At 70.8% G+C, this 14,743-nt stretch carries 10 protein-coding genes; 7 read left to right on the forward strand and 3 right to left on the reverse strand.

Annotated elements, in window-relative coordinates:
* Positions 1-1,464, reverse strand: a 1,464-nt coding sequence (locus VF557_05100; protein ID HEX8079563.1) for an NAD+ synthase, incomplete at its 3' end; no start/stop codon positions are given.
* Positions 1,465-1,656: 192 nt separating this feature from the next.
* Between VF557_05100 and VF557_05105 the strand changes: the two genes are divergently transcribed.
* The 5 genes from VF557_05105 to VF557_05125 all read left to right on the forward strand — a co-directional run bounded on the left by VF557_05105 (position 1,657) and on the right by VF557_05125 (position 9,481).
* The gene (locus VF557_05105; GenBank protein HEX8079564.1) at positions 1,657-2,913 is read left to right on the forward strand and encodes an Ig-like domain-containing protein; all 1,257 of its coding nucleotides are present in this window, start codon (positions 1,657-1,659) and stop codon (positions 2,911-2,913) included.
* 114 nt (positions 2,914-3,027) lie between these two features.
* Positions 3,028-4,386 (forward strand): type I glutamate--ammonia ligase, encoded by a 1,359-nt coding sequence (glnA, locus tag VF557_05110; protein HEX8079565.1) that lies wholly within the window; start codon positions 3,028-3,030, stop codon positions 4,384-4,386.
* Positions 4,387-4,524: 138 nt separating this feature from the next.
* Positions 4,525-5,451 (forward strand): glycosyltransferase, encoded by a 927-nt coding sequence (locus VF557_05115; GenBank protein ID HEX8079566.1) that lies wholly within the window; start codon positions 4,525-4,527, stop codon positions 5,449-5,451.
* A 9-nt stretch (positions 5,452-5,460) separates the two neighbouring features.
* The gene (locus tag VF557_05120; GenBank protein ID HEX8079567.1) at positions 5,461-6,336 is read left to right on the forward strand and encodes a type 1 glutamine amidotransferase; all 876 of its coding nucleotides are present in this window, start codon (positions 5,461-5,463) and stop codon (positions 6,334-6,336) included.
* On the forward strand, positions 6,317-9,481 hold the full coding sequence (locus VF557_05125) for a bifunctional [glutamine synthetase] adenylyltransferase/[glutamine synthetase]-adenylyl-L-tyrosine phosphorylase (protein ID HEX8079568.1): 3,165 nt from the start codon (positions 6,317-6,319) through the stop codon (positions 9,479-9,481). Before VF557_05120 ends, VF557_05125 begins: the two co-directional genes overlap by 20 nt.
* On the opposite strand, the gene VF557_05130 is transcribed toward VF557_05125, so the two are convergent.
* Together VF557_05130 and VF557_05135 are read right to left on the reverse strand one after the other, a co-directional pair.
* Entirely contained in the window at positions 9,463-10,329 is an 867-nt protein-coding gene (locus VF557_05130; protein HEX8079569.1) for a phosphatase PAP2 family protein, read from the reverse strand. The genes VF557_05125 and VF557_05130 overlap by 19 nt on opposite strands.
* Before the next feature lie 160 nt (positions 10,330-10,489).
* On the reverse strand, positions 10,490-11,551 hold the full coding sequence (locus VF557_05135; GenBank protein HEX8079570.1) for an aminoglycoside phosphotransferase family protein: 1,062 nt from the start codon (positions 11,549-11,551) through the stop codon (positions 10,490-10,492).
* A 183-nt stretch (positions 11,552-11,734) separates the two neighbouring features.
* Between VF557_05135 and VF557_05140 the strand changes: the two genes are divergently transcribed.
* Both VF557_05140 and VF557_05145 read left to right on the forward strand, forming a co-directional pair.
* A complete protein-coding gene (locus tag VF557_05140; GenBank protein ID HEX8079571.1) occupies positions 11,735-13,033 on the forward strand; it encodes an aspartate aminotransferase family protein in 1,299 nt (432 codons plus the stop codon).
* A 126-nt stretch (positions 13,034-13,159) separates the two neighbouring features.
* Positions 13,160-14,623 (forward strand): YdiU family protein, encoded by a 1,464-nt coding sequence (locus VF557_05145; protein ID HEX8079572.1) that lies wholly within the window; start codon positions 13,160-13,162, stop codon positions 14,621-14,623.
* Positions 14,624-14,743: the final 120 nt, after the last annotated feature.

The following is a 14,743-nucleotide window of genomic DNA, read 5'->3' on the forward strand; positions in this document are numbered from 1 at the left end:
GCCGGGTCGCAGCTCCGCGCTCGGCTCCTTGGTGATCACCGCCTCCGGGATCGGCGGGGTCTCACCGTGGGCCGCGGCGTACTCGTTGCGCCAGGTGGACAGCCGCCACACCCAGGTCTTGTAGATGTCCTTGATCGGGGCGAAGCCACCCACCGCGTCGCCGTAGATCGTCGAGTAGCCGACCGACAGCTCGCTCTTGTTGCCGGTGGCCAGCACCAGGTGCCCGTGCTGGTTGGACAGGCCCATCAGGGTGGTGCCGCGCACCCGGGCCTGCACGTTCTCCTCCGCGAGCCCGGTCAGCTTCAGCGACTCCACGAACGCGGTGACCATCGGCGCGATCGGCACCGTCTGCAGCGGCGCGCCCAGGTTGGCGGCCAGCTCGGCGGCGTCGGCCAGTGAGTGCTCGGAGGAGTAGTCACTGGGCAGCGCCACCCCGTGGACGTTTCCGCCCCCGATGGCGTCGGCGGCGATCGTGGCCACCACCGCTGAGTCGATGCCGCCGCTCATCCCCAGCACCACCGAGGTGAAGCCGTTCTTGAGGATGTAGTCCCGGGTGCCGATCACCAGGGCGCCCCAGACCTCGGCCTCGTCCGGCAGCCGGTCCGCGACCCCGAGCGGCTCGGCCAGCTCGCCGCTGACCGGGCGGGGCGGCTTGGGCGCGCGGTAGCGCCCGACCCTGAGCTCACCGGCCTGGCTCACGGTGTTGCCGGCGCTGTCGGGCAGGTCCAGCTCCAGCAGGTACAGGTCCTCGACGAACTGCGGCGCCCGGGCCAGCAGCCTGCCGTCGGCGCCGACCGCGAACGAGTCGCCGTCGAAGACCAGCTCGTCCTGGGCGCCGCACTGGTTGACATAGACCACCGCCGAGCGGGCCTCGATCGCCCGGCGCCGCACCAGGTCGAGCCGCACGTCGTCCTTGTTCCGCTCGTAGGGCGAGCCGTTGATGTTGATCAGCAGGCCGACCTCGGCGGCCGCGGCGGCGGCGAACGGGCCGCCGTCCTGCCAGACGTCCTCGCAGATCGTCAGGCCGATGTCGATGCCGCCGAAGCCGACCACGCTCAGCTCGGTGCCGGCCTTGAAGTAACGGGACTCGTCGAAGACGCCGTAATTGGGCAGGTGGTGCTTGAAGTAGCGGGCCACCACCTGGCCGTCCTGGAGAAAGGCGGCGGCGTTGCGAGGCCCGCCCTCGGAATCCAGGTAGCCCACCACCACCGCGAGGTCTCCGTGGCCGGCGTCGGCCAGTTCGGCGGCCAGCTCGTTCAACGCCGCGCACGAGGCCTGCCGGAACGACCGGCGAAGCACCAGGTCCTCCGGCGGGTAGCCGGTCAGCGTCATCTCCGGGAAGACCACCAGCTGGGCGCCTGCCCCCGCGGCCTGCCGGACCCGCTCGCGCACCATCGCCCGGTTGGTCTCCAGATCGCCGACGACCAGGTCGACTTGGGCCAGGGCTATCCGCAGGACACTCACGCGCCTAGTCTGCCGCCTGGCGGCGCCGACGCGCTGGCAGGGAGTGTCGCCGGCGCGCTGGCAGGGAGTCCGGCGAGTTTGATCTGACACCGTTTCGTCACGAGCCGTGACCGTGGCAGCCCGGAAAGTACGTCACAATGATCCGCGACGGCGCCGCGACGGCGGGCGGCCGTGAGGTGGGAAGGAACGGTTTTGGCGGGATACCGGGGTAAATCGGCGGCGGTGGTGTCGGGGGTGCTGGCCACCGTGCTGGTGCTGAGCGCCTGCTCGCAGAAGAAGGCCCCCGATGCGGCCGGACCGACCTCGAGCAACTCCAACGCGACCGCCTCAGCGGCCAGCAGCGCACCACAGGTGGCACCGGCGGTGCTGAGCTTCAACCCGGGCAAGGACGCGACCGGCGTCAACCCGATGACGCCCATCAAGGTCGGGGTGGCGGGCGGTTCGCTGTCCGCGGTCAAGCTGACCAACCTCGAAGGCAAGCAGGTCAAGGGCGCGCTGTCGGCCGACAAGCGGTCCTGGTCATCGGCCGAGGCGCTCGGCTACAACCGCCTGTACTCGCTGGAGGCCACGGCCACCAACGCCGCCGGTCAGCAGACCTCTACCACCAGCAACTTCAGCACGCTGAAGCCGGCCAACATGACGATGCCCTACATCCAGACCGCGGCCGGCGGTGGCATCGCGCCCGGAGTCACCTTCGGAGTGGGCCAGGTGGTGCGGATCCACTTCGACGAGCCGATTCCGGACCGCAAGGCCGCCCAGGCCGCGATAGCGGTCAAGACCGAGCCGGCGCAGGTCGGCGGCTTCAGCTGGCTGGACAACTCCAACGTCTACTGGCGCACCAAGAACTACATGAAGCCCGGCACCAAGGTGAGCATCACCGCCAAGGCCTACGGCAAGAATTTCGGCAATTCGCTCTACGGCCAGGCTGACACCAGCGCCTGGTTCCGGGTCGGCGACAAGCACATCTCGATCGTCGACGACCGGACCAAGATGATCAAGGTCTACTCCAACGACCGGCTGATCCGCACGATGCCGACGTCGATGGGGCGCGACGCCCGGATCAAGGGTGACAACGGGCCGATCGACCTGCGCACCAACTCCGGCCCGCACGTGGTGGTGGGCGGTGAGAAGAAGATCAAGATGGACTCGGCCACCTTCGGGCTGAGCAAGGGTGACGAGGCGTACAAGAAGGTCGTGCCGGTCGGCGTGCGGATCAGCTACGACGGCGAGTACGTGCACTGGGCGGACTGGTCGATCGCGCAGCAGGGCAAGGTCAACGTCTCGCACGGCTGCCTCAACGTCTCACCCGCCAACGCCTACTGGTTCTATGACTTCTCGGTGCCCGGCGACATCGTTGACGTGCGCAACACCGGTCGTAACCTGGCGGTCTGGAACTCCGGTTTCTGGAACATCTCATGGGCGGGATGGGTCGCCAACAGCGCAGCCTGATCGCTGGGCCCCGGCCCGCACTGCCTGACACCGGCGGCTGACCGCCCTCGCTGACACGCCGGACTCCGCCGGTTGTTACCTGCCTGACACAGGTAACCGGCAGACTCACCAACTGTGGATCGCCAGCAGGAATTCGTCCTACGCACCCTGGAAGAGCGACAGATCCGGTTCGTCCGGCTGTGGTTCACCGACGTGCTGGGCTACCTCAAGTCCGTAGCCATCGCGCCGGCCGAGCTCGAAGGCGCCTTCGCCGAGGGGATCGGCTTCGACGGCTCGGCGATCGAGGGCTTCGCCCGGGCCAGCGAGTCCGACATGCTCGCCCGTCCCGACCCGGCGACCTTCCAGATCCTGCAGGACGACGACGGCAAGCCCAGCGACACCGCGCGGATGTTCTGCGACATCACGATGCCCGACGGCTCGCCGTCCTGGGCCGACCCCCGCTACGTGCTGCGCCGGACGCTGTCCAAGGCGGCCGAGCGGGGCCTGACCTTCTACACCCACCCCGAGATCGAGTTCTTCCTGCTCAAGAACCGTCCCACCGACGGCAGCGAACCGGCGCCGATCGACGACGGCGGCTACTTCGACATGACCAGCCACGACACCGCCCATGACTTCAGGCGCAGCGCCATCACCGCGCTCGAGGCGGTCGGCATCTCGGTCGAGTTCAGTCACCACGAGGTGGCGCCGGGCCAGCAGGAGATCGACCTGCGCTACGCCGACGCGCTGTCCACCGCCGACAACATCATGAGCTTCCGGCACATCATCAAAGAGGTCGCCCGGACCCGCGGGGTGCACGCCACCTTCATGCCCAAGCCGTTCCGGCACCAGCCGGGCAGCGGCATGCACACCCACCTGTCGCTGTTCGAGGGCGACCGCAACGCCTTTCACGACCCGGCGGACAGCCTCTACCTCTCGGCCACCGCGCGCTCGTTCATCGCCGGCCTGCTGAAGCACGCCCGTGAGATCACCGCGGTCACCAACCAGTGGGTGAACTCCTACAAGCGGCTGTTCGGCTGGTCGGCCCCGGGCCAGCTGGTCGAGGCCCCGACCTACGTGTGCTGGGGTCACGCCAACCGCTCCGCCCTGGTCCGGGTGCCCATGTACAAGCCCGGTAAGGCCAACTCCACCCGGGTCGAGGTCCGGTCGCCGGACTCGGCGTGCAACCCGTACCTGGCCTTCGCGGTGCTGCTGGCGGCCGGTCTGAAGGGCATCGAGGAGAACTACGAGCTGCCGCCGGGCGCCGAGGACGACGTCTGGTCGCTGTCGGACACCGAACGCCGGGCGCTGGGCTATGACGACCTGCCGCACAACCTGGCCGACGCGCTGCGGTCGATGGAGGACTCCGAACTGGTCGCCGAGACGCTGGGCGAGCACGTCTTCGAATTCTTCCTGCGCAACAAGCGCTCGGAATGGGTGGACTACCGCGCCGAGGTGACCCCGTTCGAGCTGCGCAGGTACCTGCCCTCGCTGTAGTCACTCCCGTGCGGGATGTGTCATCCGGCGTCGGTGGGGCGCAGCCGCTAGCGGACACAGCCTGCTGGCAGAGATACTCGCCCCGATCCTGCCCCTGACTCATGGGGGCCAGCACCTGAGAGACGCAGGGAGATGTCGGTGGCCACCGTCCTGAGGTGCAGTGTCGTCATTCCCACCTACAACCGGGCTGAGTTGCTGCGGCACACGCTGGAGTCGCTGGCCCGGCAGGATCTGCCGAAGGCCGCTTTCGAGGTGTTGGTGGTCGATGACGGCTCCAGCGATGGGACGGCCGAGGTGGTGGCCGGCTTTCACGATCGGCTTGATGTGCGGTACTTCTTCCAGCCTGATGAGGGCTGGCGGGTGGCGCAGGCGCGCAACGTCGGGATCGCCCATGCCACCGGCGAGGTGTGCGTGTTCGTGGACTCGGGCGTGGTGCTGCACTCAGGTTGCGTGCGAGCGCATGTCGAGAGCCATGAGCAGGCCGGCGGGCCGGTCGCGGTCTGCGGTTACGTCTACGGCTTCGACAACAACGACTTCGACGCCGAGGAGATGATCCGGACGCTCGACTTCGACGATCCGGACGCCACCATCGAGGTGCTGCGCGAGACCGGGCGGTGGGCCGACCTTCGTGAGCCCTTCTACGCCAGGCATGCCTACGACCTGGGCCGATTGCCCGCGCCCTGGGTGCTGTACTGGACCTGCAATGTGTCGGCGCCGACGGATCGGCTGCGGTCGGTCGGGGGGTTCGACGAGCAGTTCCGCAGCTGGGGCGGCGAGGACATCGACCTGGGGTACCGGCTGCACCTCGATGGCGTCCGGTTCGTTCTCAACCGAGCGGCGAGCTCGATCCACTACCCGCACGCCAAGAGCTCGCAACACAACTTCGCCGAGGCCCGCGTCAACTATCGCTACATGGCGCAGAAGTACGACACGCCGATCACCCGGCTGGCGGCGCGACTCGGCGGCGCCCTGAACGCGTTCACCCTCAACGACGCCATCACGATCCGCAATCTGCCCAGCTGCGCTGAGTACCTGCGCCAGCGGGCGGCGCGCCCGGTTCAGTAACCTGCAGGCATGGCCGCCCGTCCGCAGCTCCCGGTGCTCGTTGTCGAGAACGACCTGATCGCGCCGATCGGCATGCTCGACGGCTGGCTGCGGGCGGCCGGCGCGGAGCTGGTGATGTGCTCGCCGGCCACCGGCCAGCCGCTGCCCGCCGACCTGGGCGGTTACTCGGCCCTGGTGGTGCTCGGTGGCGGAATGGGCGCCTACGACGACGAGCGGGCGGCGTGGCTGCCGCAGCTGCGGCAGTTACTCGCCGAGGCTGTCCGGACCGAGCTGCCCACCCTCGGCGTCTGCCTGGGCGCTCAGCTGCTGGCGGCGGCCACCGGTGGCCGGGTGCGACCCGCCGACACCCCCGAGTACGGCTCGCAGCTGGTCGCCAAGCGGCAGGCCGCCGCCGCTGACCCGCTGTTGCGTGAGGTGCCGATCACGCCGGACGTCCTGCAGTGGCACGTCGATGAGATCAGCGAGCTGCCACCGGGAGCGGTGCTGCTGGCGTCCTCACCGGTGTGCGAGGTGCAGGCCTTCCGGATCGGCCGGTTGGCCTGGGGCCTGCAGTTCCACATCGAGACCACCCCCGAGATCGTGGCGCTGTGGGCCGAGCATGACGCGGAGCTGCTGCAGGATTACGACCTGCCCGCCATCCTCGAGCGCAGCGCCCGGGCGCATCCGGACATCGTCGAGGTGTGGCAGCCAGTGGTCGCCGCCTTCGTCGGGCTGGCTGCTGACCCGGCGGCTGCGGGACCGCCGGCCGGCGCGGGGCCGCGGCTGCTGCCGATGGCCGGCGCCGGATCGGTGACCACGACCGCTGGGCCGATCACCGACGCTGCCGCGATCCGGGCGGCCCTGGCGGCCGAGCTGCAGGCCTCGCGTGAGCCACCCGGACACTGAGCAAACTCGGGGGCCCGACACCCCGGCAGCCCCGGCAGACAGCACCCCGGCAGCCGGCACCTCGGCAGTCGGCACCCCGGCAGCCGGCATGGTGGCCACGCCGCAGACCCGCCGGCTGACCGCGCGGCTGGCCCGGGCCGGGTTCGCCGATCCGGTGCGGGCCGGCGGATTGCTCACCTCGCCGGCGCTGCGGTTGTGGGATTCCGAGCGCAACGAGGCCAGTGATCCGGCCGCGGCGGCGGTGCTCTCGGCACTGGGCCGGGCGGCAGCACCTGACCAGGCGCTGGCGATGCTGGCCGAGCTGGCCGTCAAAGAGCCCGGCCCCGAGATCGTGGCCGAGCTGCGGAATTCGGTGGAGTTCAGGACCAGGCTGCTGGGGGTGCTGGGCGTCTCGCAGGCGCTGGCCGAACACCTGTGCGCCCATCCCGGCGACGCGCTGCTCCTGCGGGGCGCCGCCGGTGAGCTGCCAGGAGTCGACTCGGCCGCCGAACGGCTCGCCGACGCTGTCGGCGCCTCGGCGGCAGATCCGGTGACCGGTACCGCCGGCACGCCGGCCACGGTGACCGGGCCGGCCGCGGTGCGGGCGTTGCGAGCCGCCTACCGGCGCGAGCTGCTGCTGGTGGCCGCCCGCGACCTTGCCAGCGAGCTGAGCCTGCAGGAGGTCACCGAGGCGCTGGCCGACCTGGCCGGCTTCGTCCTGAGCGCCGGGCTGGCCGTCGCGCGAGCGGGCCTACCCCCCGACGCGGCCGGCTGCCGGTTGGCCGTCATCGGGATGGGCAAGGCCGGCGGGCGCGAGTTGAACTACATCTCCGACGTCGACGTGGTCTTCGTGTTCGAGCCGGCCGCGACCGGGACGGCCAAGGACGCCGACCAGGAGAGCGCGGCGCTGGCCACCGCGACCAGGCTGGCCGCCGACACCATGCGGATCTGCGGGCAGGCGGCGTGGGAGGTCGACGCCGCATTGCGCCCGGAGGGCAAGTCCGGCGCGCTGGTCCGGACGCTGGCCAGTCACGAGGCCTACTACAAGCGGTGGGCCTCGACCTGGGAGTTCCAGGCGCTGCTCAAGGCCCGTCCGATCGCCGGCGACCTGGAGCTGGGCGAGCGCTACGTCCAGGCGCTGTCACCGCTGGTCTGGACGGCCTCGCAACGCCCGGACTTCGTCCCCGATGTGCAGGCGATGCGCCGGCGGGTGGTCGAGCACCTGCCCGCCGACCTGGCCGAACGCGAGATCAAGCTCGGTCGCGGTGGCCTGCGTGACGTCGAGTTCGCCGTGCAGCTGTTGCAGCTGGTGCATGGCCGGGCCGATCCCTCGCTGCAGGTCCGGGCGACCCTGCCAGCATTGGCGGCGCTGCGCGACGGCGGCTTCGTCGGCCGCGACGACGCGGTCAGCCTGGCCGACGCCTACCAGTTCCTGCGGGCGACCGAGCACCGGTTGCAGCTGGTCAAGCTGCGCCGGACCCACCTGGTGCCCGACGACCCCGCGGCCATGCTGCGGCTGGCGCGCTCGCTGGGCTTTCGGCCGGACAGCCGCGGCGACGCGGTGGCGGTGTGGCGCGCGGAATGGGCGCTGCACGCCCGGGAGGTCAGGCGGCTGCACGAGAAGCTGTTCTACCGCCCGCTGCTGGAGGCGGTCGCCAGGGTTCCCGCCGAGGCGTTGCGGCTGACCGCGGGCGAGGCCCGGCGACGGCTGGAGGCGCTGGGCTACACCGATCCGCAGGGCGCGCTGCGCCACATCGAGGCGCTGACCGCGGGGCTGTCCCGGCGGGCGGCGCTGCAACGGGCGCTGCTGCCGGTGATCCTGTCCGAGCTGGCCGACGCACCTGACCCGGACGCCGGGCTGCTGGCCTACCGGCAGGTCTCCGACGCTCTCGGCAGCACCTCCTGGTTCCTGCGGCTGCTGCGCGACGAGGGCGCGGTGGCGTCCCGGCTGGCCACCTTGCTGGGCACGTCCCGCTACGTGGCCAACCTGCTGGTGCGCTCGCCGGAGGCGCTGCAGATGCTGTCCGCCGATGACCAGCTGCGGCCCCGCCGGCAGGCCGAGCTCGAGGTGCTGATGGGCTCGGCAGCCGGCCGCCAGGACGATCTGGCGCAGGCCGCGCACGCGATCCGCTCGCTGCGCCGGGTGGAGCTGTTGCGGATCGCCTTCGCCGACCTGCTCGGCCAGCTCGGCGACATCGAGGTGGCCGAGGCGCTCAGCGAGCTGGCCGACGCCACCCTGGCCGCGGCGCTCAGCGCCGTCCAGCGGATCGTGGCAGCCGAGCAGGCGGTGCCCGAGCTGGGCGTGCGGTTCGCGGTGGTAGCGATGGGCCGGCTGGGTGGCCGGGAGCTGGGCTACGGCTCGGACGCCGACGTCCTGTTCGTCTTCTCCGACTGCGGCGCCGGCGCCGAGGCAGGCCGCCGGGCGCATCTGGTCGCCGAGCGGCTGCGGGCGATGCTGGCTGCCCCGTCCACCGATCCGCCGCTGCGCCTGGACGCCGACCTGCGGCCGGAGGGCCGCAACGGCGTCCTGGTCCGGTCGCTGGACTCCTACGCCGAGTACTACCAGCGGTGGGCCTCGGTATGGGAGGCGCAGGCGTTGCTGCGAGCCCGGTTCTGCGCCGGCGACCCCGAGCTGGGGGAGCGGTTCATCGCGCTGATCGAACCCCTCCGCTACCCCGCCGGCGGCCTGGCCGGACCCGCGGTGGTGGAGATCCGCCGGATCAAGGGCCGGGTGGACGCCGAGCGGCTGCCCCGCGGCGCTGATCCGCACACCCACACCAAGCTGGGTCGCGGCGGGCTGGCCGACGTCGAGTGGACGGTTCAGCTGCTGCAACTGCGCTTTGCCGACCAGGTTCCCGGGCTGCGCACCACCGGAACGCTGGCTGCCATGCAGGCCGCGGTGGAGGCCGGCAAGCTGGCGGCCGACGACGCGGCGGCACTGGTGGCGGCCTGGCGGCTGGCCGGCCGGATCCGTAACGCGATCATGCTGGTGCGCGACAAGGCCGAGGATCAGCTGCCCAAGCCCGGCCGGGTGCTGGAGGCGGTGGGGCGGGTGCTGGGCTATCAGCCCGGATTCGAGGCCGGCCAGCTGATCGATGACTACCGCAAGGTCGCGCGACGGGCCCGCCGGGTCGTCGAGTCGGTGTTCTACGACCCGGCCGGCTGAGAGCTGCGCCGCTCAGGCGTGGGCTCGTTGCCCGCGTGCCGGTAGATCGGGGCCTCGACGAAGGCGCTCCGGCCGGAGGACAGGTACTGGACCGCGCCACCCATCCAGAACACCACCAGCCCGGCGACGGCGTCGATGATGAAGTGGTTGGCGGTGCCGACGATGACGAGCAGCGTGCAGACCGGGTAGGCCAGGCCGAGGGAGCGTACCCAGGAGCGGCGGGCGCAGTAGTAGATCACGACGCCGCACCACAGCGCCCAGGCCATGTGCAGGCTGGGCATCGCGGCGTACTGGTTGGAGTGCTCGGCGATGTTGGGGTCGGCCAGCGAGCCCCAGGTGTGGAACGTGATCAGCGTGTCGACATAGCCGTATTGGGGCAGCAGCCGGGGCGGCGTCAGCGGGTAGAGGTAGAAGCCGGCCAGCGCGATCAGCGAGGTGGCGAACAGCACGGTCCGGGCGCCGCGGTAGATCCGCGGATGCGCCCGGTACAGCCACACCAGGCAGCCGATGGTCACCACGAAGTGCAGGGTGGCGTAGTAGTAGTTCATCACCTGGGCCAGCGGCTCGTGGCTGGCCACGAAGCGGTTCAGCGAGAGCTCGAAGTTCAGGTGCAGCGCGTCCTGCAGGTGCTGGACGCCGCGGCCGTGCCGGTCGGCGATGCTCTTCTGCTCGGGCACCAGGTTGCGGACCTGGCTGTAGATCCAGTAGCAGAAACCGATGATGGCGATCTCTTGCCACCACTTGGGCCGGCGGTGGTGCAGCAAGCTGTCGGGGAACAGACCGTTGAATCGGCGACGCGGCCTGGGCGGCTCGACCTCGCGGACTTCAGTGGTCACCTCGGCTGTCACCGCACCATTCTCGCATTTGAATCCCGGGATTTTGCCGGAAGCGACCGACGCCGCACGCCAGCGGATCCTCGGACTCAACGCGTCAGCGTTCAGGTTTGCTCCGACGGCAGAAACGTTCACGGTGGGTGACCGGCTGATGACCCAGGGGCGATATCGAAGGTCAGGCCAGCGCGCTGAGGACGTCGGTGACGTCCCAATGGATCGGTGGGATGTCGCGCGTGTCCAACCCGCGCCGGTGGATGTCGAGCCGGGCGCCGAGGGCGTTACGAGCCCGGTAGACCAGCGCGCGAACCGACTCGGACCGGCCACCGGCCGGGCTGCCGTAGGCCTGCCAGAAGGCGTCCACCTCGGTGCCGGGCCGCGACAGCACCCGGTTGACCGTCCAGTCCGACATCGGATCGCCCCAGGAGGCCGCATCGCAGTCCAGCACTCCGGTGATCGTGGGCCGGTCCGGGTCGGTGTCGACCAGGATGTTGAGCGTCCACAGGTCGCCGTGCAGCAGCGCCGGGACGGTGACCTCGTCGAGTTCGGCGCGATGACGCTCCGCCGCGGCGATCACCCCGTGAGCCGGAGCGGCGTCGAGGCCGGCAGTGGTGAACTCCTCGGCCAGCCGCTCGAATCCGGCGATGAGCGCCGAGCTCCAGGTGGCGTGCAGCGGTCCGGCGACCGGGCCGAACGCCGAACCGGTGACCTCGTGAATCGTCCTGGTGACCGAGCCGAGCTCGCGGTAGAGGCACCGCAGCGCGCTCGCGGAGTAGCCGGGGATCCGCTGCGAGGCCGGCTCGCCAGGCAGCATGGTCTGCACGAGGTAGTCGCGCTCCAGCAACTGGTGGGTGAAGTCAACGGCCAGGGTGCGGGGGACCAGCCCGCCCAGGGGCGCCAGGAAGGGCAGCGCCGCGTACTCGTTGCGCATCGCCTCGCGCGCGGCGATCCCTTGACGCGAGGGCTCCGGAGCGACCCGGAGGATCACCGGCTCGCCCTCGACGATGTCGACCCGGTAGGTGCTGTTGTAGGTGCCGACGCCGATTTCGACGATCTGCCGGACTCGCACGCCGGCGCCCAGAGCGCGCCGGCAGATAGCGAGCAGGACGCTGGGCGCCACCGGCTGCTGAAAGGCGTCGGGGGCGCGTTCGATCGGGACCACGGTGACTGCCGGGGAGTGTGCGTCCCCGAGGTCGGCTGGTTCGCCGAGGTCGGCTCGTTCGCCGAGGTCGCCGGTCATGCGGCCCATCTTGCCTGCGATCGGGCGATCCGCACGTGCAGACGGATCGTTGGCCCCGCAGCAGGGTCGACGCCGGCGCGTCGCCCTGCCAGCGGGCCAACGATCGCGCCTATCCAGCGCCGCCAGCGCCATCCATCGGCAAACGGGCGGCAGGCAGGCGGGGATCGGTTGTAGCGTCTGGTCATGGCTCACGACTTCTGGTCAGAGGTGGATCAGCACCTGATCCGCTACGGCGGCAGCTTCACCACCGAGATCATCACCCGCGCCGAGGGCAGCTTCGTCTACACCGAGAGCGGCCGGAAGATCCTGGACTTCACCTCGGGACAGATGAGCGCGATCCTGGGGCACTCGCATCCGGAGATCGTGGCCACCGTCCAGCGGCAGGTCGCCGAACTCGATCACCTGTTCAGCGGGATGCTGTCGCGCCCGGTGGTCGAGCTGGCCCGCCGGCTGGCGGACTCGCTGCCGGCGCCGTTGCAGAAGGCCCTGTTGCTGACGACCGGGGCGGAAGTGAACGAGGCCGCCCTGCGGATGGCCAAGCTGGTCACCGGCAAGCACGAGATCGTGTCGTTCGCCGGCTCCTGGCACGGCATGACCGCCGGGGCCGCGGCGGCCACCTACAGCGCCGGCCGCAACGGTTACGGGCCCACGGTCGGCAACCTCGCCATCCCGACCCCGAACAGCTACCGTCCCGACTTCGTGACCGCCGAGGGCGAGCTCGACTGGCAGCGGCAGCTGGACTACTCCTTCGCCCTGATCGACGCCCAGTCGGTCGGCAGCCTGGCGGCCTGCCTGGTGGAGCCGATCCTCAGCTCGGGCGGGGTCATCGACCCGCCGGTGGGGTACCTGGCCGGGTTGAGGCGCAAGTGCGACGAGCGCGGGATGCTGCTGATCCTGGACGAGGCGCAGACCGGGCTGTGCCGGACCGGGACCTGGTACGCCTTCGAGCGGGACGGGGTCGTCCCCGACATCATCACGCTGTCCAAGACCCTGGGCGCCGGGTTGCCGCTGGCTGCGGTCATCACCAGCGCCGCCATCGAGGAGGAGGCCCACCGGCGGGGCTTCTTGTTCTACACAACGCACGTCTCGGATCCGCTGGTCGCCGCTGTCGGAAACACCGTGCTGGACGTCCTGGAACGCGAGCGGCTGGACGAGCAGGCGCACAAGCTGGGCGGCGTCTTGCGAGACGGGTTGCTGGCCATGCAGGACCGCCATGCTGTGGTCGGCGACGTCCGCGGCCGCGGCCTGCTGCAGGGCCTGGAGCTGGTGACCGACCGCGACACCAAGCAGGGCTCGGACAAGCTGGGCGCCCTGGTGACCCGGCGCTGCCTGGAGCTGGGGCTGCACATGAATGTCGTGCAGCTGCCCGGGATGGGTGGCACCTTCCGGATCGCGCCGGCGCTGACCAGCACCGAGGACGAGATCGCCCTGGGTCTGGAGATGCTCGACCAGGCGATCGGCGAGGTCTCGCGCCAGCTGTGAAGGTGGGGGCAGGCGCCCCTTCGGTTAGTGCGGCCGCCCGTGATCGTCATGCGGCCGCCCGTGATCGTCGTACGGTCGCCCGTGATCGCAGAGGCGGCGGTCCGCGCCGCAGGTAGGCTTGGACAGATGAGCGTTGCACCCGTGCCGACTCTCGACTTCGAAGACCGGTTCGCCCGCGAGCTGGGTGAGATGGCCTTGCCGTGGCAGGCTGAGCCGGCTCCTGACCCGCGGCTGCTGGCGCTCAACGAGCCGCTCGCTGCCGAACTGGGCCTGGCCGCCGACTGGTTGCGCGGCCCCGACGGCCTGCGGTTCCTGGTGGGCAACCTGGTGCCCAGCGGAGCGACCCCGGTGGCGCAGGCGTACTCCGGGCACCAGTTCGGCGGGTTCACGCCGCGGCTGGGTGACGGGCGGGCACTGCTGCTGGGCGAGGTCGTCACTCCCGGTGGGCGGCGTCTCGACCTGCACCTGAAGGGGTCCGGGCGCACGCCGTTCGCGCGTGGCGGTGACGGCCTGGCCGCGGTGGGTCCGATGCTGCGCGAGTACGTCATCAGCGAGGCGATGCACGCGCTCGGCATCCCGACGACCCGTTCGCTGGCGGTGGTGGCGACGGGGCGCCCGGTGTACCGCGAGACCGTGGTGCCGGGAGCGGTGCTGGCACGAGTGGCCAGCAGCCACCTGCGGGTGGGCAGCTTCCAGTACGCCGCCGCCACCGGCGACCTCGACCTGCTGCGCCGGCTGGCCGACCACGCGATCAGCCGGCACCACCCCGGCGCCGCGGAAGCTCCGCACCGCTACCTGGCCCTGTTCGAGGCCGTGGTCTCGGCTCAGGCCTCGCTGGTGGCGCGCTGGATGCTGGTCGGGTTCGTGCACGGCGTGATGAACACCGACAACATGACGATCTCCGGCGAGACCATCGACTACGGCCCGTGCGCCTTTCTGGACGTGTTCGACCCGGCCACCGTCTTCAGCTCGATCGACGCGGGCGGGCGCTACGCCTACGGCAACCAGCCCGTGGTCGCCGAGTGGAACCTGGCCCGGCTGGCCGAGGCGCTGCTGCCGCTGCTGGCCGAGGACCAGGAGCAGGCGATCGCACTTGCGGTGGAGGCGCTCGGGCGGTTCCGCGAGCAGTACTCCGCCGCCTGGACGGCCGGCATGCGCGCCAAGCTGGGCCTGCCCTCCGATGCCGAGGCCGCTGAGGCGGCAGCGCTGGTCGACGACCTGCTGGTGATGCTGCAGGCCAACCACGTCGACTACACATCGTTCTTCCGCGGCCTGGGCTCGGCCGCCCGGGGCGAGCCCGAGCCGGTGCGGGGGTTGGTCCTGGACCTAGCGTCGCTGGATGACTGGTTGGGGCGCTGGCTCGCCCTGGCGCCGGACGGGCAGGCCATGGACCGGGTGAATCCTGCCTACATCCCGCGCAACCACCTGGTCGAGGAGGCTCTCACCGCCGGGGTCGCGGGCGAGCTCGGTCCGTTGCACCGGCTGCTCGAGGCGGTGACCGTGCCCTTCGACGAGCGCCCCGGCCTGGAGCGCTACGCCGCGCCCGCTCCGGAGGACTTCGGCTCGTACGTGACGTTCTGCGGGACCTGACGCCGCCGCCCTTGGCGCATAGTGCGGCCCGAAACGTCGCTGGAACGGCCTTCGCAACGACGTTTCGGGCCGCACAATGCAGGGAGGCCGTAACCGACAACCCGAGGTTGACGATTGATC

This window comes from Jatrophihabitans sp., assembly GCA_036389035.1.
Lineage (GTDB): Bacteria > Actinomycetota > Actinomycetes > Mycobacteriales > Jatrophihabitantaceae > Jatrophihabitans_A.

Coding starts and splice junctions, on each gene's coding strand:
- VF557_05120 (HEX8079567.1), top strand. CDS start 5,461: ATGGCCGCCCGTCCGCAGCTCCCGGTGCTCGTTGTCGAGAACGACCTG.
- VF557_05135 (HEX8079570.1), bottom strand. CDS start 11,551: ATGACCGGCGACCTCGGCGAACGAGCCGACCTCGGCGAACCAGCCGAC.
- VF557_05140 (HEX8079571.1), top strand. CDS start 11,735: ATGGCTCACGACTTCTGGTCAGAGGTGGATCAGCACCTGATCCGCTAC.
- VF557_05145 (HEX8079572.1), top strand. CDS start 13,160: ATGAGCGTTGCACCCGTGCCGACTCTCGACTTCGAAGACCGGTTCGCC.